This window comes from Janthinobacterium sp. EB271-G4-3-2 (genome assembly GCF_020858035.1).
GTDB lineage: Bacteria > Pseudomonadota > Gammaproteobacteria > Burkholderiales > Burkholderiaceae_D > Janthinobacterium > Janthinobacterium aestuarii.
In genome coordinates, this window is sequence record NZ_JACYMG010000009.1 from 256,266 (window position 1) to 276,157 (window position 19,892).

General features: G+C 59.6%; 20 protein-coding genes, 4 tRNA genes, 1 pseudogene and 1 riboswitch. Of the genes and pseudogenes, 14 read left to right on the forward strand and 11 right to left on the reverse strand.

All coding sequences use genetic code 11. The annotated features are described in order from the left end of the window. Nucleotides 1–12 precede the first annotated feature (12 nt). From IGS55_RS19720 to glyA, 4 genes are all read right to left on the reverse strand, one after another. Nucleotides 13–981, reverse strand: coding sequence for a PilW family protein (locus IGS55_RS19720; protein ID WP_230519451.1), 969 nt, complete (start codon nt 979–981; stop codon nt 13–15). Continuing rightward, entirely contained in the window at nt 978–1,547 is a 570-nt protein-coding gene (gene pilV / locus IGS55_RS19725; RefSeq protein WP_230519452.1) for a type IV pilus modification protein PilV, read from the reverse strand. The genes IGS55_RS19720 and pilV overlap by 4 nt, the downstream gene beginning before the upstream one ends. Before the next feature lie 230 nt (nt 1,548–1,777). Beyond that, a complete protein-coding gene (gene nrdR, locus IGS55_RS19730) occupies nt 1,778–2,239 on the reverse strand; it encodes a transcriptional regulator NrdR (RefSeq protein ID WP_034759169.1) in 462 nt (153 codons plus the stop codon). A 143-nt stretch (nt 2,240–2,382) separates the two neighbouring features. Then, a complete protein-coding gene (glyA, locus tag IGS55_RS19735; protein ID WP_230519453.1) occupies nt 2,383–3,630 on the reverse strand; it encodes a serine hydroxymethyltransferase in 1,248 nt (415 codons plus the stop codon). A 111-nt stretch (nt 3,631–3,741) separates the two neighbouring features. Next, nucleotides 3,742–3,866, reverse strand: a riboswitch (ZMP/ZTP riboswitch). A gap of 314 nt (nt 3,867–4,180) precedes the next feature. Between glyA and ybgC the strand changes: the two genes are divergently transcribed. The 10 genes from ybgC to IGS55_RS19785 all read left to right on the forward strand — a co-directional run bounded on the left by ybgC (nt 4,181) and on the right by IGS55_RS19785 (nt 11,707). Next, complete coding sequence (gene ybgC / locus IGS55_RS19740; RefSeq protein ID WP_230519454.1) at nt 4,181–4,582, forward strand: tol-pal system-associated acyl-CoA thioesterase; 402 nt, start codon at nt 4,181–4,183, stop codon at nt 4,580–4,582. 46 nt (nt 4,583–4,628) lie between these two features. Further along, entirely contained in the window at nt 4,629–5,318 is a 690-nt protein-coding gene (gene tolQ, locus IGS55_RS19745; RefSeq protein WP_128140080.1) for a protein TolQ, read from the forward strand. 15 nt (nt 5,319–5,333) lie between these two features. Then, complete coding sequence (locus IGS55_RS19750) at nt 5,334–5,774, forward strand: ExbD/TolR family protein (protein ID WP_223278896.1); 441 nt, start codon at nt 5,334–5,336, stop codon at nt 5,772–5,774. Nucleotides 5,775–5,822: 48 nt separating this feature from the next. After that, nucleotides 5,823–6,842, forward strand: a complete 1,020-nt coding sequence (tolA, locus tag IGS55_RS19755) for a cell envelope integrity protein TolA (protein ID WP_230519455.1) — start codon at nt 5,823–5,825, stop codon at nt 6,840–6,842. Between the two features lie 5 nt (nt 6,843–6,847). Continuing rightward, the gene (gene tolB, locus IGS55_RS19760; protein WP_442908188.1) at nt 6,848–8,116 is read left to right on the forward strand and encodes a Tol-Pal system beta propeller repeat protein TolB; all 1,269 of its coding nucleotides are present in this window, start codon (nt 6,848–6,850) and stop codon (nt 8,114–8,116) included. A gap of 43 nt (nt 8,117–8,159) precedes the next feature. Further along, nucleotides 8,160–8,681, forward strand: a complete 522-nt coding sequence (gene pal / locus IGS55_RS19765; protein WP_034759187.1) for a peptidoglycan-associated lipoprotein Pal — start codon at nt 8,160–8,162, stop codon at nt 8,679–8,681. A 134-nt stretch (nt 8,682–8,815) separates the two neighbouring features. Further along, nucleotides 8,816–9,574 carry a tol-pal system protein YbgF gene (gene ybgF / locus IGS55_RS19770; protein WP_230519457.1) on the forward strand — a complete coding sequence of 253 codons (759 nt, stop codon included), beginning with the start codon at nt 8,816–8,818 and terminating at the stop codon, nt 9,572–9,574. Between the two features lie 67 nt (nt 9,575–9,641). Beyond that, nucleotides 9,642–9,717: transfer RNA gene (locus IGS55_RS19775), tRNA-Lys, on the forward strand. A gap of 89 nt (nt 9,718–9,806) precedes the next feature. After that, nucleotides 9,807–9,882 (forward strand) — tRNA-Lys (locus IGS55_RS19780). A gap of 127 nt (nt 9,883–10,009) precedes the next feature. Further along, nucleotides 10,010–11,707, forward strand: a complete 1,698-nt coding sequence (locus tag IGS55_RS19785; protein WP_230519458.1) for an AIPR family protein — start codon at nt 10,010–10,012, stop codon at nt 11,705–11,707. 210 nt (nt 11,708–11,917) lie between these two features. Here IGS55_RS19785 and IGS55_RS19790 read toward each other — a convergent pair whose 3' ends face one another. The 5 genes from IGS55_RS19790 to IGS55_RS19810 all read right to left on the reverse strand — a co-directional run bounded on the left by IGS55_RS19790 (nt 11,918) and on the right by IGS55_RS19810 (nt 15,587). Further along, complete coding sequence (locus IGS55_RS19790; protein ID WP_230519459.1) at nt 11,918–12,217, reverse strand: BrnA antitoxin family protein; 300 nt, start codon at nt 12,215–12,217, stop codon at nt 11,918–11,920. After that, nucleotides 12,177–12,449, reverse strand: coding sequence for a BrnT family toxin (locus tag IGS55_RS19795; protein WP_230519460.1), 273 nt, complete (start codon nt 12,447–12,449; stop codon nt 12,177–12,179). The genes IGS55_RS19790 and IGS55_RS19795 overlap by 41 nt, the downstream gene beginning before the upstream one ends. A gap of 83 nt (nt 12,450–12,532) precedes the next feature. Continuing rightward, nucleotides 12,533–13,663 carry an acyltransferase family protein gene (locus IGS55_RS19800; RefSeq protein ID WP_230519461.1) on the reverse strand — a complete coding sequence of 377 codons (1,131 nt, stop codon included), beginning with the start codon at nt 13,661–13,663 and terminating at the stop codon, nt 12,533–12,535. 129 nt (nt 13,664–13,792) lie between these two features. Continuing rightward, nucleotides 13,793–15,181, reverse strand: a complete 1,389-nt coding sequence (locus tag IGS55_RS19805; protein WP_230519462.1) for a hypothetical protein — start codon at nt 15,179–15,181, stop codon at nt 13,793–13,795. A gap of 88 nt (nt 15,182–15,269) precedes the next feature. After that, a complete protein-coding gene (locus tag IGS55_RS19810; RefSeq protein ID WP_230519463.1) occupies nt 15,270–15,587 on the reverse strand; it encodes an ArsR/SmtB family transcription factor in 318 nt (105 codons plus the stop codon). 108 nt (nt 15,588–15,695) lie between these two features. Between IGS55_RS19810 and IGS55_RS19815 the strand changes: the two genes are divergently transcribed. Further along, complete coding sequence (locus IGS55_RS19815) at nt 15,696–16,784, forward strand: NADH:flavin oxidoreductase/NADH oxidase (protein ID WP_230519464.1); 1,089 nt, start codon at nt 15,696–15,698, stop codon at nt 16,782–16,784. Here IGS55_RS19815 and IGS55_RS19820 read toward each other — a convergent pair. Both IGS55_RS19820 and IGS55_RS19825 read right to left on the reverse strand, forming a co-directional pair. Further along, on the reverse strand, nt 16,778–18,283 hold the full coding sequence (locus tag IGS55_RS19820; protein ID WP_230519465.1) for an MDR family MFS transporter: 1,506 nt from the start codon (nt 18,281–18,283) through the stop codon (nt 16,778–16,780). The two genes, IGS55_RS19815 and IGS55_RS19820, sit on opposite strands and share 7 nt — an antisense overlap. Further along, nucleotides 18,280–18,738, reverse strand: coding sequence for a MarR family winged helix-turn-helix transcriptional regulator (locus IGS55_RS19825; protein ID WP_230519466.1), 459 nt, complete (start codon nt 18,736–18,738; stop codon nt 18,280–18,282). The genes IGS55_RS19820 and IGS55_RS19825 overlap by 4 nt, the downstream gene beginning before the upstream one ends. A gap of 120 nt (nt 18,739–18,858) precedes the next feature. On the opposite strand from IGS55_RS19825, the gene IGS55_RS19830 reads away from it, so the two are divergent. The 3 genes and pseudogenes from IGS55_RS19830 to IGS55_RS19840 all read left to right on the forward strand — a co-directional run. Continuing rightward, a tRNA-Lys gene (locus IGS55_RS19830) sits at nt 18,859–18,934 on the forward strand. 71 nt (nt 18,935–19,005) lie between these two features. Next, nucleotides 19,006–19,081: transfer RNA gene (locus IGS55_RS19835), tRNA-Lys, on the forward strand. Between the two features lie 485 nt (nt 19,082–19,566). Beyond that, nucleotides 19,567–19,892: pseudogene (locus IGS55_RS19840) on the forward strand (transposase); the annotation flags it as partial.

Below are 19,892 nucleotides of genomic sequence, written 5' to 3' on the forward strand. Positions count from 1 at the left end.
CGCGCCGCCCGCCTAGGCCGGCCCGTTGCGCAGCATGATGCTCGTCTGCACCAGTTGCCGCGGCCGCGAGCGCGTCGCGGCGGGCAAGGAGGCGCGCGCGATGCGCACGCCCGTGTCGCCGGCGCCGTGCGCCTCGGCATATGCCTTGCCGAACAGGTCGAACTGCGCCGGCCCCAGTTCCGTCATCTTGTCCGCCTGGCCCGCCTCGCCATGCAGCAACAGGGCCACGCGCACGCTGGCCACGCGCTTCCAGTGCGTGCGCCGGTGCAGATCGCGCTGGCGCGCGGCCGCATCCGCCCCCTCCAGCACCAGCGCCGCATCGTAGGCCTCAAGCGCGCTGGCGTTGACATACTGGTTCGCCACGCCATCGGGCGGCGTATCCGTGTCGAGGCCATACAGGACCTGGAAAGCGTCGACGCCACGGATGATGGCGTCCGCGCCCCAGCCGTTCTCGCCACGGTATTTGCAGCGCAACTCGCCCTCGCCATCGGCACCTTGCGCCACATAGAAAATGCTCCAGCCCCGCTGCGCCTCCGTTTGCGCGGCACCCACGCCGAAGCCCGCGCAATTGAGCACGGAGCCGTCGCCGCCCTCTTCCTTGCCGGCGCCGTAATAGCGCAGGGCCAGCACGTCGCTGCCATGCAGGGCGCCGGGCAAAGCCTGGCTGATGCCCTCGCTGTTCTTGCCCAGGCTGCGCGCATCGAGCCCGGCCACATTCGCGCTGTCGTCATCGGCATGGGCGACGGGCGCGGCGCTGCTGTCCCAGTTCACGTACGCCGTCTGGCGCACGGCGCGGGCGACGGTGTCGAGCGCATAGCGGCCGTTGTCATCGAGCCGCGCACTGGCGGACTGGTCGCCATAACCGCCGCTGGCCGCCAGCAATACGCTACCGGCGGCCAGCATCAACAGCGCACCCAGCGACAGGGCCACCAGCAATTCGACCAGGCTCATGCCGCGATGCCGATACAGGACCTCGCTCATGCACCGCCTCCGCCCAGCTGGAATGCCAGCCTGGGCAGCGACTCGCCTGCCGCATCCACGGCGGGCGAGCCATCGGGCAAGCGGGCGCGCCAGCCCAGCTTGATGACGATGGGTGCGCCCTTGCCGCCGCTGCACGCCCACTGCAAGCCTTGGGCGGCGGCATCCCATGCGGAAGTGTCGCGGCAGATATGCAGGCGCGCGCCGGGCAAGGCCGCATGCAGCCGCTGCTTCCATTCGGCGATATCGAATTGCGCCAGGTCGGCCGCGCTGCAGACAGTGGCGCCGAAGCAGTCAGGCGCACCGCCGCCTGCTTCGGCGTCGTCCGCCGCCGCGTAGGCCACGTTCAGGTAGGGATTGCCCGTATCGGGGCCATTCATGAGCACGCTGTTCGCGCGCATGCGTTCGGCCATGCCGGCAGCCAGTTGCACGCCCGCCGACAACAGCGCCGACTCGTGGCGGGCGCGCAGCGAGTGCAATTGCAGGATGCTGGCGCCCAGCAGACCCAGCGCCAACAGCAGCAGCGACACGAGCACCTCGACGAGGCTGCTGCCACCGGCAGAAAACATAGTGTGACCGCCCTTGCGCATGCGCTACTCCCTTCCGCAGAAAGAGTCGCAGGAACAGGCGGCCCAGCTACAAGATAGGCGCGCGCAAAAAGCCGGGTCTGCGCTGGCGCAAACAACACGGCAATAAGATGGGAAGAACAGCGGTGGGATTGATCAGGCCGCTTGCCAGGCGAACGCTGGTGTGGTGAACATGGGGCGCATGACCAGCCCCGCCTTCAACAAGGTGGACGTCAGGGCTTGCGCGCCTGCCCCACTTCGGCGATCGCATCCTGGAATTCGGCCAGATCTTCGAAATTCTTGTAGACGGAAGCGAAGCGGATGTAGGCGATCTTGTCGAGGCGCTTCAATTCTTGCATGACGAGTTCGCCGATATAGCCGGAATCGACTTCACGCAAGCCGCTGGTCAGCAGCTTTTCCTGGATGGACGCGATGGCCGTATCCACCGAGGCGGCCGCAACGGGACGCTTGCGCAAGGCCAGCATCAGACTGCCGCGCAACTTATCCGCAGCGAACTCCGTCCGGCTGCCATTCTTTTTGACGACGGCCGGCATGATAAGTTCAATCCGTTCGTACGTGGTAAAACGCTTGTCGCATTTGCCGCAGCGGCGGCGGCGCCGAATGGCATCCCCTTCCTCCGATACGCGCGTATCGAGAACCTGGGTGTCGCCGTGCTGGCAAAATGGACATTTCATGGGCTGGCTACAACTTTATAGTAATAATTACGGGAAATCGCCGCCCTTGTACAAAGGGCGCCCGAATCACTCCGGGCGCCCTTGGGCACGAAGGAATGTGTCATACAGAATCTTACTCCGTATGACACATTCTGGACAAATTATTATGCGGCGTACACAGGGTGCGCGTCGGCCAGTACTTTCACGGCCGCTTTCACGCGCTCGATGATGGCGGCGTCATGCGGATTGTCCAGCACGTCGGCGATCAGGTTGCCCACTTCTTCCGCTTGCGCTTCCTTGAAACCGCGCGTCGTCATCGCCGGGCTGCCCAGGCGGATGCCCGAGGTGACGAATGGTTTTTGCGGGTCGTTCGGGATGCCGTTCTTGTTGCAGGTGATGTGCGCGGAACCGAGGATGGCTTCGGCTTCCTTGCCCGTCAGGTTCTTGGCGCGCAGGTCGACCAGCATGACGTGCGATTCGGTGCCACCGGACACGATGCGCAGGCCGCGCTTGATCAGGGTTTTCGCCAGCACGTCGGCGTTCTTGATCACTTGCTTCTGGTATTCGACGAATTCAGGGCTCAGTGCTTCCTTGAAGGCGACGGCCTTGCCGGCGATCACGTGCATCAGCGGGCCGCCCTGGATACCAGGGAAGATGGCCGAATTGATGGCTTTTTCGTGTTCGGCCTTCATCAGGATGATGCCGCCGCGCGGGCCGCGCAACGATTTGTGCGTGGTCGATGTGACGAAGTCGGCGAACGGCACCGGGTTCGGGTACAGGCCGGCGGCGATCAGGCCGGCGTAGTGGGCCATGTCGACCATGAAGTAGGCGCCAACTTCCTTGGCGATCTTGCCGAAGCGTTCGAAGTCGATCTTTTTCGAGAATGCGGACGCGCCGGCGATGATCAATTTCGGCTTGCGTTCGCGCGCCAGGCGCTCCATTGCCTCGTAGTCGATGTCTTCTTCCGCCGTCAAACCGTAGGACACGACATCAAACCATTTGCCGGACATGTTCAGCGGCATGCCGTGGGTCAGGTGGCCGCCTTCGGCCAGCGACATACCCATGATCAGGTCGCCTGGTTTCAACATGGCAAAGAACACGCCCTGGTTCGCTTGCGAGCCGGAGTTCGGCTGCACGTTCGCGCATTCGGCGCCGAACAGCTGCTTGACACGGTCGATGGCCAGTTGCTCGGCCACGTCGACGTATTCGCAGCCACCGTAGTAGCGCTTGCCTGGATAACCTTCGGCGTACTTGTTCGTCAGCTGCGAGCCTTGCGCTTCCATTACGGCTGGCGACGTGTAGTTCTCCGACGCGATCAGTTCGATGTGATCGTGCTGGCGCGTGTTCTCTTTTTGAATGACGGCGAACAATTCAGGATCGACGTTGGCGAGGGTGTGATCTTTTGCAAACATGTAAAAACTCCAAGTATGAGGGTGCTTGTACTGGCAGATTGGATCGAATGAGGGGAGCCGGCGTTAAGTGAATAACAACATTGGACAGGCAGCCTCTTCGTGCTTTTCCATAGTGGCTACCCAGGCGAACGGCTGATGAAAAATCTCACGTTTCCCGGTGGGTGCCCACCTTTCGCCGGTTTGCCGACCGCCATCCATGGAGATCGCCCGACTTTTCGCCAGTCACGTGAGACGTAATGGAATGCAAATTGTAAGTTAAGTGCCGAAATTGAGCAAGGAATGCAACCGTGCGGCTATAATCGCCGCGCGCCACCGCAGCCCGGACACGGCCACAGGCCGCCCGGAGCATGCCTGCGGCTCTTAAGCTGGACTTAAACCTGGTCATGGCTTGTAAGCGTATGTTACGAAGCTTGCCATTGCACACGCCGGATTTACAATGCTGCGGTGCAACTTATATGCAGCTTTTGCATGGCTTTCCAGCAAGCGCCCACAGTCACAAGAAGAAAAATCGCGTAAAATGTTGCTCAATCTCACTACTGGCGCAATAAACATGCCTTCAGTCTTTACCTGGAACGTACGTGTCTACTATGAAGACACCGACGCCGGCGGCATCGTCTATTACGCTAACTACCTGAAATTCTTCGAGCGCGCGCGCACCGAATGGCTGCGCGCCATCGACGTGGGCCAGCAGGAATTGCTGGAGCAGCATGACGCGATGTTCGTTGTCAAAAGCGTTAACGCCGACTATCATGCGCCAGCCAGGCTCGATGACACGGTAAGATTGACATTAAGCATAGAGAAAATGGGGCGCGCCTCCATCGTTTTCCTGCAACAAGCCTGGTGCGGCGACAGCCTGCTCAACACGGCACGCGTCAAGATCGGCTGCGTCGATTCGGCACTGCGCCCGCGCGCCGTGCCCGATGCGGTAGCGGCCCGCATGCGCGCCGCCTGAACCCCACCCGCCACTCCGGATAATTCACCCAACAGACTGCCAGCCAATGAACGTTACACAAGATCTTTCTTTCCTCGCGCTCATCTCCAATGCCCACCTGATCGTGCAACTGATCATGGCACTGCTGCTGCTGATTTCCCTGACCAGCTGGACCTACATTTTCCGCAAGATGTTTGCCGTGCGCCAGGCGCGCAAGCAAACCATCGAATTCGAACGCAGCTTCTGGGCGGGCGGCAACCTGCATGCGCTGCACCAGAACGCCAGCGGCAACCGCGACCAGAGCGGCGCGCTGGCCCGCATCTTCGACGCCGGCATGGGTGAATTCATCAAGGGCAAGGCTTCCTACGGTTCGCGCGACGCGCTGGACGTCGGTGCCGTGCTCGACGGCGCACGCCGCGCCATGCGCGCCGCCTTCCAGCGTGAAATGGACGTGCTCGAATCGCACCTGGCCTTCCTCGCTTCCGTCGGCTCCGTCTCGCCGTACATCGGCCTGCTCGGCACCGTCTGGGGCATCATGAACGCCTTCCGCGGCCTGGCCAACGTGCAGCAAGCCACCCTGGCCGCCGTCGCGCCCGGCATTGCCGAAGCGCTGATCGCCACGGCCATCGGCCTGTTCGCCGCGATTCCCGCCGTCGTCGCCTACAACCGTTTTTCGCATGACATCGACCGCCTGGCGATCCGCTTCGAGAGCTTCGTCGAGGAATTCTCCAACATCTTGCAGCGCCAGTCGCGCTAAGAGGGGGCAGCGTCCATGGGTTCCTCATTCAATAGCGGCGGCATGCGCGGCGGCCGTGGCCGCAAGTTCAAGTCCGAGATCAACGTCGTGCCGTACATCGACGTGATGCTGGTGCTGCTGATCATTTTCATGGTGATGCCGTCGTCGAACAATCCCAGCGTGGTGAACTTGCCCAACGCGGAAAAGTCGGCGAAACCACCCGATGACTATATTCAGATCGTGCTGAAACCGAATGGTTCGCTGTCGATCGGCGTCATCGGCAAGGAGCAGTTGTCGCCGGAAACGGAACCGAACCGCGACGCCCTGCTGCGCAAGCTGCGCGGTTTGCACGAGAGCAATCCAGACTATCCCGTGATGATCGCGGGCGACAAGGAAAGCAAGTACGACGATGTGATCCAGCTCATTTCGGAAGCGAAAAAGATGGGCATTACCCGCGTTGGCCTGGCCACCAAGTAAGCGCAGCATCCTGTTTCCAGACTTGACCGTTTTTAGATAGACTAGACTTTGCAGAACAAACAAATCGACCATGTACTCGGCAAGCCCTACAGCGTGCCGCGCGAACGCAGCCGCTGGCCCTCGCTGGGCCTGGCGCTGGCGATGCACCTTGGGCTGCTGTTTTTCCTGTGGGTGGGCGTACACTGGCAAAATACGGAACCTGTCGCCGTCGAAGCGGAAGTGTGGGACATGAAAGTGCAGACGGCCGCGCCGCCGCCCGAAGTGGCGACGGAACCGGAGCCGACACCAACGCCGCCGCCGGAACCGGAAGTGGAACAGCCGGCCCCGCCGCCACCGCCGCCGGTGGCCGCGCCCGAGCCGAAGGTCGACCTGCGCGAGGCGGAGATCGCCCTCGAGCGCAAGAAGGCCAAGCTGAAGGAAGACAAAGAGAAAGCGGCAGCCGAAGAACGCCGCAAGCAGGAACAGAAGGAACGCGAGGAAGAAAAGCGCGAACTGGAAAAACAGAAGCAGAAAGAAAAAGACAAGGCTGACAAGCTGGAAAAAGAAAAGGCCGACAAGCTGGAGAAAGCCAAGCAGGCCAAAGAGAAAGAAAAAGCGGCGGAAGAAAAAGCCGAGAAAGAACTGTCCGATAAAAAAGCGGCGGCGGAAAAAGCTGCCAAGGCGAAAAAAGCGGCGGAAGAGAAAAAGGCCGCCGACAAGGCGCGCGCTGCGGAAATGAGCCGCATCACGGGTGCGGCGGGCGCCGGCACGACGGGCACGGCCGAGAAATCGACCGCGCCACGCAAGGACAGCGGCTATGTCGCTGCCCTGACGAGCAAGATCAAGAGCAATATCGCGTACAGCGGTAGCACGGACGTGCCGGGCAACCCGCGCGCCGTGTTCAAGATCGAGCAACTGCCAACTGGGGAAATTATTTCGGTCCGAAAGATTAAAAGTAGCGGCCTGCCGGCGTATGACAGCTCGGTGGAAAACGCCATTAATAAATCGTCGCCACTGCCGAAGAAAAAAGACGGCACCGTGGAACGCGAGATTGAACTCATATTCGAGATGAAGGATTTGCCTAAATGATGACCATGAAAAAAATGAGCTATGTCGTGCTCTGCGCCAGCCTGATGCTGGGAGCGTCCAGCGCCCAGGCGCAGCTGCGCGTGGAGATTACGGGGATCGGCAGCAACCAGATTCCGGTGGCTGTCGCCAGCTTCGTCAATGAATCGGCGGCGCCGCAATCGCTGTCGGGCATTATCAAGGCCGACCTGGCACGCAGCGGCGTGTTCAAGCTGATCGACGCCGATGCGCCCGTATCGGAAACGGCGCCCGTCAGCTACGAACAGTGGAAGTCGCGCGGCGCCGACGCGCTGGCGGCCGGCACCGTGCAAAGCATGGCCGATGGCCGCATGGACGTGCGCTACAAGCTGTTCGACACCATCAAGGGTGCGCAGATTTCCAGCATGAACAATGCGGCCGCGCCGCAGTTCAACCGCTTGCTGGCGCACAAGATCGCCGACGATATTTATGAAAAGCTGACGGGTGTCAAAGGCGCGTTCGCCACGCGCATCGCCTACGTCACGCAATCGGGCCGCGAATACCGCCTGGAAGTGGCCGACGCCGATGGCGAAGGCATCCAGGTCGCCCTGCGCTCGAACGAGCCGATCATTTCACCTGCCTGGTCGCCGGACGGCACCAAGGTCGCGTATGTGTCGTTTGAAAAGAAAAAGCCCATCGTCTACGTGCAAAACCTGGTCACCCGCCAGCGCACCATCGTGTCGAATGAAAAAGGCAGCAATTCCGCGCCGAGCTGGAGCCCGGACGGCTCGCGCCTGGCCGTGGCCCTGTCGCGCGACGGCCATACCCAGATCTACACCGTCAATGCCGACGGCAGCGGCTTGCGCCGCGCAAGCACCAGCAGCGGCATCGACACGGAACCTCAATTCTCGGCCGATGGCCAAAGCATTTACTTCACCAGCGATCGCAGCGGCGGACCACAAATCTACCGCATGTCGGTCAGCGGTGGCGAAGCCAAGCGCGTGACGTTTGGCGGCTCCTACAACATCAGCCCGCGGATTTCGTCCGACGGGAAGACCCTTGCTTATATTTCCCGTCGCGACGGCAATTTCCAGCTCTACGCGCTCGACCTGGCTAGTGGCCAGGAACTGCGTCTGTCGGACACCGCCAACGACGAATCACCGAGCTTTTCGCCCAACGGGAAATATATCATGTACGCGACCGAATCCGGACGACGCAAGTCGCTGGCAGTGGTATCGGTGGATGGCCGCGTCAAACAGCGTTTGACTACGCAAGCTGGCAATATCAAGGAGCCCACCTGGGGTCCTTTTATGAAGTAAATGCTGTACAGTTTCACCTTTAACCATGACCCGGAGAATAAAAATGAGTAACTTTAAAAGTTTGGCTTTCATCGCCGCTACCGCAGCCCTGCTGTCCGCCTGCAGCACCCCAGTCAAAGTAGCAGAAACCCCAGTGGTTGAGCGCGCCCCTGAAAAAGTCGCGGCTCCAGTTGACACCCGTCAAGTTCAGCCAGTAACGACCGCATCGGTCGATCCACTGGACGATCCAAAAGGCGTGCTGGCTAACCGCAGCATCTACTTCGACTTCGACAAGTACGTCGTGCGCGAAGCGGACACCCCAGTCGTGCAAAACCACGCTGCTTACCTGGTAAAAACGCCTAGCCGCAAGATCCTGATCCAAGGTAACACCGATGAACGCGGTGGCGCTGAGTACAACCTGGCCCTGGGCCAGAAACGTGCTGAAGCCGTGCGCAAGTCGATGGCAGCCCTGGGCGTGCCAGAAGGCCAAATGGAAGCCGTGTCGCTGGGCAAAGAAAAGCCTAAAGCACAAGGCAGCAACGAAGCGGCATGGGCAGAAAACCGCCGCGCTGACATCGTTTATTGATGTTGATAGGTGAGCGCGCCAGCATTGGCGCTTACCTAACTGGCCAGTCATAGGCATAATAATGGGGCGCAGCGCGGTGATTCACCGCCCGGCGCCCCGTTTGCATGTTTGCGTAACCTTAGAAAGCCCGACCCATGATGACATTCTCGAAAGCCGGCGTCGCCGCCGCCTTGATGGCCGCGTTTGCCTACCTGCCCCTGCACGCCAACGCCGCCCTGTTCGATGACGACGAAGCGCGCAAGGCCATCCTCGAGCTGCGCGCCAAGGTCGACGCCATGGCGCGCGACCTGAACAGCCGCGTTGACAGCAAGGCGGACAAGACCAGCACCTTGAGCCTGATCAACCAGCACGACCAGACCATGCAAGAGATCGCCCGCCTGCGCGGCCAGATCGAAGTGCTGGGCAACGACCTGGCGAATGTGCAAAAGCGCCAGAAGGATTTCTATACCGACATCGACGCGCGCCTGCGCAAGCTCGAGCCGCGCCAGGTCACCATCGACGGCCAGGAAGCGGCCGTGGGCGTGTCCGAGCAAAGCGCGTACGAATCCGCGTTCGGCCTGTTCAAGTCGGGCGACTACAAGGGCGCCGTCACGGCCCTGGACGCCTTCGTGAAACGCTATCCGGAATCGGCCTACGCGGCCAACGCGCAATACTGGCTGGGCAACGCCTATTACGCCCAGCGCGACTGCAAGAACGCCATCACGGCCCAGCAGGCAGTGCTGAAACACTACCCGGACAGCCCGAAGGCGCCCGACGCCATGCTCAACATCGCCAGCTGCTACACGGAGCTGAAAGACAAGCCGAACGCCACCAAGACCCTGAACGCCCTGATCTCGCGCTACCCGGAATCGAGCGCGGCGCAAGCGGCCAAGGAACGGGCCGGCAAAAAGTAAAAGCAGGGAAAAAGTTGCCCGTTAGGTTTGACAGAATCCCGGGCACCCCCTATAATCTTCCTTCTTCGGGTCGTTAGCTCAGCTGGTAGAGCAGCGGACTTTTAATCCGTTGGTCGCAGGTTCGAATCCCGCACGGCCTACCACGAATACGCAGTACTGATCTGCTTGCGAGTTGTTATAGCAAGCATTTTTTTACGGCACAGTGTTACCGAAGTTGTTGTAAAAAGTTTTTGGGTCGTTAGCTCAGCTGGTAGAGCAGCGGACTTTTAATCCGTTGGTCGCAGGTTCGAATCCCGCACGGCCTACCAAATACTATGAAGAAGCCAACCGTTCGCGGTTGGCTTTTTTGTTTTTCAACTCAACTCCCGATCCCGCAAACAAAAATAGTGTTACAGTATCTATATCTTGGCTCAACTCACTTTGAATTGAAATTTCATGCATAGAATTGTAAAAAGTCATTTGGATAGCTTCATAAAAGAACATGGATTCTTAAGCGACGATGAAGCCACGCAGTTTGAGAAATTCTGTAACTACTGCTTTTTACATCAACGCATTTCAAGCAAGCTTGATCTGGATGATATTACAACACTAACTGATGATGATGGCATGGATGGCGTCGCGCTGGTTGTAAACGAGGATTTAGTACAAAGCAAAGAAGATGCGGATGTTATTTTTGGCAAAGATAGACGAAATAATGACGTAGACATTTGTTTTGTTCAGGCCAAACGATCTGACAGCTTCGATCTTGGAGATTTTCTAAAATTTAAAGACTCGATATTAAGATTCCTAAGTCAGGCCCCATACTTGGCTATCAGCTCTCTACAAAAAGATGTACGAGCTGCATTTGACGTGGCTATCGATAATGCTCCAAAAATTCGCGGTGGGAAACCCTCATTATTTGCTCACTTCGTGACTACTGGGGTATACACTTCTCAGTCAGCATTTGAAGTAGCAAAAAGAGAAATGCTTTCTCAAATTGAGTCCATGGGGCTCTTTTCGAAAATTGATATCAAAATATTTGGACGTGACGAATTAGTCAAATCTTGGGTCGACAGCTATAGCGGCGTAGAAGCAACGTTATTAATGCATTCGCACGCTGGCCTTCCTCAACTTTCAGGAATTGCAGAGTCTTACTTAGCAGTAGTAAAGGCCAAAGACTTTATCCAGCAAATTTTATCAGGCCCAGACGGAACAATTCGAGGTCAAATATTTGAAGACAATGTTAGACACTATCTAGGCTCAGAAAATCCTGTCAACCGTTCAATAGGTGATACATTAGAGCAAGCCGAGACAAGTTCACGATTTCCAGTATTGAATAATGGGGTAACGCTCGTTAGTCCAGATATTGTGGTTCAAACCAATCGTCTCTTCATAAAGAACTTTCAAATTGTTAATGGCTGCCAGACCTCACATGTTCTCTTCGACAACAAGGATAAAATTGGAGATGACGTAATGGTAACACTAAAAGTAGTAGAAACAGATGACGAAGATATATTTGGTGAATTAGTTCGCGCAACAAATAGCCAGAGTGCAATTCCCGAATCACAATTTCTATCCCTAAGTCCAATAGCAAGGAAGGTTGAGGCATATTTCAATACATTTGAAGGGCAGGAAGGGCGCCTATATTTTGAAAGAAGAGACCGACAATATGTTGGCAAAGGCGTACCTACATTGCGCATCGTGGATCTAGATGCCGCTGCGCGCGCTGTATGCGCAATGTATTTGCAACGTCCTGATTTGGCATTCAAATATCCAAAACAAATGTATGAAGTTTTAGGACAACAAATTTTTGATGAACAGAACCGTGAAATTATTTACTATTCCAGTGCTTTAGTTTTATACAGAATTCACTTACTAAGTTCCAATGGTGGAATTGCTGGTGCAGTTCGAAAGTACAAATGGCATATCTTAGCTTTAGTGGGTGCCATGATTTCTGGAAAATCAGTTCCACAACTCAATAGCAAAAAAATAGATACCTTTGCACAGAAGATTATTAAAGTCTTCCAGGTTCAAAATGATAAAATCAACGACACGCTGACACGCGCAGAAGCATTGATAGCTGAGCTAGGTGAGATATCCAATGATCGAATGCGCCGCCAAGGTACACTTGATGAATTGTTCGACAGGATATAGCCCCCCTCAAAAACGGCAAGGATCTACCTGCCCAATTAGATGAGTAAAAATCAAAAACTCTTAAAAATCTTTTGATAAACATCTGGCTAAATTTAAATAACTACAATCCTGACCTCTATTAGAATTTTAGTGGATTGGTCGCAGGTTAAAATCCCACACTGACTAAATATTACAGAAAAGCCAACCGTTCGTGGTTGGCTTTTTTATTTTCTAGGCTTGCCTGGATCGCAACCACTCCTTCAGCGCATCATTCATGCGCGTTTGCCAGCCATCACCGGTGGCCTTGAAGGCATCAAGGATCTCGGCGTCGAAGCGTATGGTCGTGCTGACTTTGCCGCCAGTGCCGGCGGGCCTGCCGCGGCGGCGCGCCACTTCCTGTTGCGCCTCGGGACGGGAAACGGGCTTGTCGCCCACTTGCCAGACGCCCTGCTCGAAAAAACCGTCCGTCAATTCGGGCGCATCGTCGGGATCAACCCAGGCTTTGCCAGTATTTTGCGATTTCGCGTTCATTTGCTTTCCTCATGCTGATGATTCTGCGCGCCAGTCCACGCGGCGTCCAGACCAGTACGACCAGGCGCTCGTCGAGCCAGCCGGCAGTGATGAAGCGGGGTTCGCCATAGTCCTGGCGCTGGTCCTGCAGCGTCATGGTGAGTCCGTCAAACACCTCGCGCGCACGCGCAAAGTCGAGACCCCGCTCCCTGAGCGTCTTTTCACGTTTGACAGCATCAAAAGTGATTCTCATTATTTATTGTAGTAACAAATAATGGGAAAATCCAGCCCTGTTTTCGAAGCAAGGGCACCATCAGAGAAGCTACATCTCTGGTCTCAACGCGACGCCAACGCCGGCCTTCCAGCCAGATGCGCGACCACCGTCCCCATCACCCGCCCCAGCGGCACCTCCACCCAGCGGTAAAACGCGGCGCCCGCCGCCAGGCTGGCGCCCCAGGCCGTCAGCATGCCCAAGGCCTGCCACTCCGGTTCGAGCGGCACATACGTGATAAACAAGGCATTCACCAGCAGGCTGACGGGAAAGTGCACGAGGAACACGGCATACGAGATGCGGCCCAGCGCGTTGACGATGCCCCAAGCGCGGCCTTGCGCGGGCGTGCGGGCGCGGCCGAACAGGAACAGGGCGCAGGCGACGATCAGGGCCAGAACGATGCGGCTGCGGTAGTCGACGGCCAGGGCCAGCAGGACGGGCACGGCGGCCATGGCCATGAGCACGGTCATGGCGCCAGGTTTACGGGCCGGATCGCTGGCCCACCAGGCCAGCATGCCCAGACCATAACTGCCGAAGAAATACGGCGCCCAATTGTCCCAGTCCGCGTCCAGATTGAAATACAGCAGGGAAAAGGCGATGCCGACGGTAACGGCCAGCGGCATCAGCCAGTGCCGGCGCCGCTGTCCCGCCACGCGGCCGCTCAGCCACAGCAGCGATACGGTCAGCAGGTACAGCTGGAAATCGATGGCCACGTACCAGGCGCCGGCCGACAGCGACTCATAGCCCAGTACGCCATGCAGCAGCAAGGCATGGGCGCTCAGCTGGCCCAGGGTGACGGCGGCCGACATGGAGTCGTGCATCATCCAGATGCCGGCCACAGGGGTGATCACGGCGGCAAGCAGGGTGGCGGCCAGGAAAGGTGGCGCCAGCTTGGCATAGCGGCGCCAGACCGCTTGTAGAGGGTTGGCGATGCCGGGGCGGCCTGCGGGCGAGAGCGATTTGGCGACGAGAAAGCCGCCGATGACGAGGAACACTTGCACGGCGATGCGCGCGCTGCCACCGAGCCAGTCCAGCAACTCGGGCCACAGCGGTTGCACGTAGTCGGACATGGGCCCGTAAAACGCCAGATGGTGCAACACGATCAACTGCGCCGCGCCCGCCTTCAAACCATTGATCCAGCCAAACTGCGGACGATGTGCCAGGTCCGCCTGTGATACCACTGCTGCTGCCGTCATTCCCTATCCTTGCCGTGCCAGGTAGTCTCGCCAGCCATGCGCGCAACGGGCGCGCGGCCGGGGATTTACCGAAAGGCCGACATCATAGCCGAGCCTGGCACTTCGGTGACGCGCGGCAGGCGACCGATATCAATCCTTGCGCGACAAATCGGCACGCAACAGGGTCTGGATCACGCTGCCGCCCTGCGCGTTTGCGCGCACGGCGACCGCCATGGACGGCATGACGAACAGCACGCCATCCCGCTCTTCCCAGGTATCGAGCAACTGCTCCAGTTCGCGCCCGAGCGATTCGGGCCGCCCGATCTGCCGGGCCAGCTGCGCCGCGCACTTGCCCTCATTGCCGGCGCGGCGCGGACACTCGTCGACGCGCACGAAAGGCGTCTTGCTCTCGCGCAAGCGTGCGGACAATTGCGCGGCCGCCGCCGCCGGCGCGCCATCGAGATACAAATGATAAGACGGCACACGGCAGCATCCCCCGGACAACAACAGCAAGCCGACCCCGGCGCCGAAAGCGCTTGCAGGGGCCGACGGCGCGTAGGCAAACGGCGGCGCGTCGCCATCGCGCACAAAAGTGATGGCCTGCTCGGCGGCGTTCGCGGCGCGCCAGCCCGGCAAACAGGCGGCATTGGCGGCGGCAAAACAGCTACGGTAACCCGTCTGATCGCTGATAAACAATTGCTCGACCGCATTACGCGCGCCGGCAGCCTCGGGCGCGGTGCCGTCCGGCCGCACTTCCCAGCTGCCCGCGCCGTTCTTGTGCCATGGCAGCGCCGTGCGCGACCAGGCCCATAGCCGCTCGTAAGGGTGGAATTGGTAGGTGGGCGCGTCCGCCAGGTAAATTCTCGGCAGCGGGATCGGGTCGCGCCGCTTGCCGTCCGCATCGACGACGAGCACCACGGACGGCGCATATTCGCTGTCGACATAGGCAAACGATGTCCCGTCGGGCGAGATGGCCGCCAGAACATAGGCTTGCAGCTGGCCGTCGCCTTCGCTCGGACTGGGCAACACAGTGGTTTTCAGCGGCAAGCCACGCAACAGGAAACCGGGGCGCTGGTCGCCGGGAAAATAGCGCACGCCTGGGGACAATGGAAAACCATGCGTGTACGTCTCGGTGCCCCGGTAGCCGTCTTTCGACGCCGCGATCTTCTCGACCACGGCCTTGCCCGCTTGCTCGTGGACCAGCGCCAGCACGCTGTCATCGTCAGGCAATCTGACGAAATACACGGGCTGGGCGAAGTCGGTCCAGCGTTCGATGCCATCGGTGGCCTTGACGACGACTTTATCGCTATGGATCAGCCGCATGGAATTGTTGTGCGTGGACATCAGGGAGCCGCCGCCTTGGCGGTACTCGACCGACAAGGCGGCAAACCGCCCGTACGTGTCGGCCTTGGTCACCTTTTCGCCGCGCCGCAGCACGGCGGCATATTCGCCCGTGGCCGGCTCCGTATAAGGCCAGCAGCCAGTCAGCAATACGAAAGCGGCGGCGCACCACCAGCGATACCGTGCGAAATTTTTCATGCGTCTTCAGCCCTTCAGGTCAGGACTGCCCGCCCATGCTGCAAATTCGGCAATCTTGCAGGCATTCTACGGCAGATTCAGGGCTGATTCAGGGCTGATTCGCTTGCGGCTGCTGCGCGAGGATGGCGCCGAGCAAGCCGGGAAAACGGCTCTCGATATCGGCGCGGCGCAGGGTGTTCATGTGCGTCGTGCCCGCGTTTTCCGTGTAGACGAGGCCCGATTCGCGCAAGACCTTGAAATGGTGGGAAACGGTCGATTTCGGCCGTCCGCCGTCCAGGTCGCCGCAAGCGGCCGCGTCGACCCTGGCCAAGTGGCGCACGATGTCGAGGCGAATGGAATCGCTCAAGGCGTAGAGCACGCGTTCGAGGACGAATTCGCTGGCGGCAGGATGTTTGTGTGGACGCATGTGCAGAATCATACAGCATGCGCTATACTAATTCCATTCTTCGAATATTTACGAACTACCGAATCAGCATCTCCCCCTACTTTTTCATCCACACACACAAAGGCCACCATGTCCGCCCTCTTCCAGCCCTACACCCTCAAAGACATCACCTTGCGCAACCGCATCGCCGTGCCGCCCATGTGCCAGTACATGGCCGTCGATGGCCAGGCCAACGACTGGCATCTGTCGCACTACGCGGGCATGGCCCGTGGCGGCGCGGGACTGGTGATCGTCGAAGCGACGGCCGTGGCGCCCGAAGGGCGCATCACGCCCGGCTGCACGGGCATCTGGAACGATGACCTGGCGCAAGCCTTCGTGCCCATCGTCAAAGCCATCAAGATGGCCGGCTCCGTGCCCGGCATCCAGATCGCCCACGCGGGCCGCAAGGCCAGCGCCAACCGTCCATGGGAAGGCGACGACCACATTCCTGAAGGCGACGCGCGCGGCTGGCAAACCATCGCCCCGTCCGCCATCGCCTTCGGCGGCGGCCTGGGCAAGGTGCCGCGCGCCATGGACCTCGACGATATCGCCCGCGTGACACAGAACTTCGTCGACGCGGCCATTCGCGCCCGTGAAGTGGGCTTCGAGTGGCTGGAACTGCACTTCGCCCACGGCTACCTGGCGCAAAGCTTCTTTTCCGCCCACTCGAACCAGCGCAACGATATCTATGGCGGCAGCGTGGAAAACCGCAGCCGCTTCCTGCTGGAAACATTGAAAGCCGTGCGTGAAGTATGGCCCGAGCACCTGCCGCTGACGATCCGCTTCGGCGTGCTGGAATTCGACGGCCGCGACGAGCAAACCCTGCTCGAATCCATCGGCCTCGTGCGCCAGTTCAAGGATGCTGGCATGGACATGATCAGCGTCAGCATGGGCTTTACCATTCCCGACGTATCGATTCCGTGGGGCCCGGCCTTCATGGGACCGATCGCCGAGCGCGTGCGCCGCGAAGCTGGCGTGCCCGTCTCGTCCGCCTGGGGCTTCGGCACGCCGGCCATCGCCGAGCGCGTCGTCAAGGAAGAACAGCTCGACGTGGTGATGGTCGGCAAGGCGCACCTGGCCAATCCGCACTGGGCATACTTTGCCGCCAAAGAACTCGGCGTCGAACGCGCCTCGTGGACCCTGCCGGCACCGTACGCGCATTGGCTCGAGCGCTACTGATCGGTCTTGGGCTTTAACGTTGCCGGATGCCCCTCCAGGGGCAGTTCCGGCAAGAACAACAGGAAGACCAGTCCCGCCAGCAGCAGCACGGCGCCGGCGCCAAACACGCTGGCGATCGCATGGCGGTACACCTCCACCGTCTGCACCGCCGCATGCGCGCCCAGCGCCGACACGGCTTCCACACCATGTTGGTGCAACTGGTGCGCGAGGATGGCGCCGGATGCCGTCACGCCCAGCAAGCCGCCCAGCGAGCGGAAAAAGGCCAGCATGGCCGTGCCCACGCCGCGCCGCGCCAGGGGCAAGGCATTTTGCACGGCGATCGTCATGTTCGGCATCACCAATCCCAGTCCCGTGCCGAGCAGGAAGATGGCCGGCTCGATGACCCAGTAACCGCGCGACGTTTCCATGGCCCAGGCCAGCACGGCAAACGCCAGCAGCGCCACAGCCAGCCCCGCCACCTGCACCATCTTGTACTTGCCCGAGCGCGACAGCACCCGGCCGTTGAACATCGAAGACGCCACCAGCCCCACCATCATCGGCACCGTCATCACGCCGGACTCCGCCGGACTGGTGCCCATCACCAGCTGGAAGAACAGGGGGAAGAAGACGCTGGCGCCCATCAGGCCCATGAAGGTCACGGCCATCACCAGGCTGGCGATATTGAAAGTGCGGTTCTCGAACAGGTCGGGCGGCAGCACGGGTTCATCCACCGTGCCCACGTGCACCGCCAGCCAGATACCAAGCAGCAGCGCGACGCCGCCGCATACCTTGATGGCCAGCGCATCCCACGGCCACTCCGTGCCGCCCAGCGCCAGCACCAGCAGGGCCGCCGTGACGGCGCCCGTCAGCAAGGCCGAGCCCAGATAGTCGATCTTGTGCGCATGCGTGCGCGCCGGCTTGCGCATGGCGCGCGCGATGATGACAAAAGCGGCCGCGCCGATGGGCAGGTTGACGTAGAAAATCCAGTGCCACGACAAGGCATCCGTGATGACGCCGCCCAGCACGGGACCGAGCACGCTGGTGACGGCATACACGATGGGCACCATGCCTTGCCGCTTGCCCCGCTCGGCCGGCGGCACGATGTCGCCGATAATGATTTGCGCCAGCGGCATGAAGCCGCCCGCCCCGAAGCCCTGGATGGCGCGGAAGATGATCAGTTCCGTCATGTTCTGCGCCAACCCGCACAGCACGGATCCGAGCAAGAAGGTCAGCAGGGCCGTAATGATCATGGGACGGCGGCCGTACTGGTCGGCCAGCTTTCCGTACAGGGGCATGGTGGCCGTCGAGGCCAGCACGTAGGCCGTCACCACCCACGACAAATGCGCCATGCCGCCCAGGTCGTCGACGATGCGCGGCAGGGCCGTGGCGACGATGCTCTGGTCCAGCGCGCCCAGGCCCAGCACGGCCATCAGGCCCAGGTAAATGGCGCGCACTTCGCGTTCGGTGACGGGTTTCGCAGCGCCTTTGTCTGCGCCTGCGGCGTGATCGTGGCCGCTCATGCTTGTCCGATCTCAAGCAGCGGCTGCATGGCCGCTTCCAGTGCATCGATCTGCTGCGGTGACAAGCGGGCGATGCGCCGCGCCAGCGCATCGCGGCGGCGCGCACGCAGGGTTTCGAGGATGGCCAGGCCTTGCGCGGACACCTGCAGGCCCGAACGGCGCCGGTCCTGCGGATCGGGCGCGCCGCGCTCGACCAGCCCCGCCTCTTCGAGCGCCTTGACCTGGGCGCTGACGGTCGGTCCGCGCACATTCTGCAGACGCGCCAGCGCGGCCACGCCGATGCCCGGCTGCTCGTGGATCAGGGCCAGCAGCATGTATTGCATCATCGATACGTTACCCTCCAGCTCGCCCCCTTCGCGCTGCATGGAGCGCAACAGGCGCTTGAACGCCACGCGCAAGTCATCGGACAGCGCCAGCGCGCGTTCGGGGATGGGAAGGTCTTCGGTAATGGGCATGGGAATATATAAATAGGTAGACTATCTACCTATATTAGACCGTGCATGAGGGTCATGCAAGGCTTTTTTCCGCCCCGGCCCTTCCCAAAACCGCCATTGGCCGTCATAATAGCCGCCCTTGGGTCGTTAGCTCAGCTGGTAGAGCAGCGGACTTTTAATCCGTTGGTCGCAGGTTCGAATCCCGCACGGCCTACCAAGATTCAGTCGTCATCATGGCAAGCATGTTGATACGGCATAGCGTTACCGCAGTTCAGTTGTAAAGTTTTTGGGTCGTTAGCTCAGCTGGTAGAGCAGCGGACTTTTAATCCGTTGGTCGCAGGTTCGAATCCCGCACGGCCTACCAAATACTTCAGAGAAGCCCACGAATTCGCGTTCGTGGGCTTTTTTGTTTCTGGTCGGTCTCTGGTCGCCTCAAAAACGGAATTCAGGAGATACTCTGCCGTGGGCAGCACCTAGCCCGGCATCATGCATAAATATCATCAAGGTAACGGATTTTTACGATTATAATGGGGTGTCCGGTATCTACAGGTCTAGGTATGGTTGCCTGATACTTAGCTTTCTCATCATCTGGAAGTAACGATAGAAGAGTCTCGTGTGCGATCTGTCTCACTACCGATTTTACTAACCTCAACGCGCCCCCCTTCTGAGAAATATCGGTCCTGATTTTGTCGTCGGCAAAGAGTTCCGGGTTAGATACCGCATCGCCACGGACAAATGATGAGGCATACCTTCCTTGCTCTCTGCTCAGTGCGAAATAATCGGGATGTAGTGGTTTAATGTACCCGGACACCAATTTAGGCGAGAATGCTCGCCATGGAGAGGTGTTTGATGAGCAAGCAAAGACGTACGTTTTCCCCTGAATTCAAACAGCAAGCAGCAAGCTTGGTGCTGGATCAAGGATACAGCCATGTGGAGGCAAGCCGATCCGTTGGCATCGGCGAATCGGTGCTGCGCCGCTGGGTGCAGCAACTGCAGATGGAGCGACAAGGGATCACACCACAGGGCAAGGCAATCACGCCGGACCAGCAGCGTATACAGGAACTTGAGGCGCGCATCGAGCGGTTAGAGCGGGAGAAATCCATTTTAAAAAAGGCTACCGCGCTCTTGATGTCGGAAGGGATCGAACGTACGAGGTAATCGATCAGATTTGTGGT

Bases quoted from the DNA above. Each gene is read 5' to 3' on its own strand.
- IGS55_RS19720 (WP_230519451.1), bottom strand. From the start codon at position 981: ATGAGCGAGGTCCTGTATCGGCATCGCGGCATGAGCCTGGTCGAATTG.
- pilV (WP_230519452.1), bottom strand. From the start codon at position 1,547: ATGTTTTCTGCCGGTGGCAGCAGCCTCGTCGAGGTGCTCGTGTCGCTG.
- nrdR (WP_034759169.1), bottom strand. From the start codon at position 2,239: ATGAAATGTCCATTTTGCCAGCACGGCGACACCCAGGTTCTCGATACG.
- glyA (WP_230519453.1), bottom strand. From the start codon at position 3,630: ATGTTTGCAAAAGATCACACCCTCGCCAACGTCGATCCTGAATTGTTC.
- ybgC (WP_230519454.1), top strand. From the start codon at position 4,181: ATGCCTTCAGTCTTTACCTGGAACGTACGTGTCTACTATGAAGACACC.
- tolQ (WP_128140080.1), top strand. From the start codon at position 4,629: ATGAACGTTACACAAGATCTTTCTTTCCTCGCGCTCATCTCCAATGCC.
- IGS55_RS19750 (WP_223278896.1), top strand. From the start codon at position 5,334: ATGGGTTCCTCATTCAATAGCGGCGGCATGCGCGGCGGCCGTGGCCGC.
- tolB (WP_442908188.1), top strand. From the start codon at position 6,848: ATGAAAAAAATGAGCTATGTCGTGCTCTGCGCCAGCCTGATGCTGGGA.
- pal (WP_034759187.1), top strand. From the start codon at position 8,160: ATGAGTAACTTTAAAAGTTTGGCTTTCATCGCCGCTACCGCAGCCCTG.
- ybgF (WP_230519457.1), top strand. From the start codon at position 8,816: ATGATGACATTCTCGAAAGCCGGCGTCGCCGCCGCCTTGATGGCCGCG.
- IGS55_RS19785 (WP_230519458.1), top strand. From the start codon at position 10,010: ATGCATAGAATTGTAAAAAGTCATTTGGATAGCTTCATAAAAGAACAT.
- IGS55_RS19790 (WP_230519459.1), bottom strand. From the start codon at position 12,217: ATGAACGCGAAATCGCAAAATACTGGCAAAGCCTGGGTTGATCCCGAC.
- IGS55_RS19795 (WP_230519460.1), bottom strand. From the start codon at position 12,449: ATGAGAATCACTTTTGATGCTGTCAAACGTGAAAAGACGCTCAGGGAG.
- IGS55_RS19800 (WP_230519461.1), bottom strand. From the start codon at position 13,663: ATGACGGCAGCAGCAGTGGTATCACAGGCGGACCTGGCACATCGTCCG.
- IGS55_RS19805 (WP_230519462.1), bottom strand. From the start codon at position 15,181: ATGAAAAATTTCGCACGGTATCGCTGGTGGTGCGCCGCCGCTTTCGTA.
- IGS55_RS19810 (WP_230519463.1), bottom strand. From the start codon at position 15,587: ATGCGTCCACACAAACATCCTGCCGCCAGCGAATTCGTCCTCGAACGC.
- IGS55_RS19815 (WP_230519464.1), top strand. From the start codon at position 15,696: ATGTCCGCCCTCTTCCAGCCCTACACCCTCAAAGACATCACCTTGCGC.
- IGS55_RS19820 (WP_230519465.1), bottom strand. From the start codon at position 18,283: ATGAGCGGCCACGATCACGCCGCAGGCGCAGACAAAGGCGCTGCGAAA.
- IGS55_RS19825 (WP_230519466.1), bottom strand. From the start codon at position 18,738: ATGCCCATTACCGAAGACCTTCCCATCCCCGAACGCGCGCTGGCGCTG.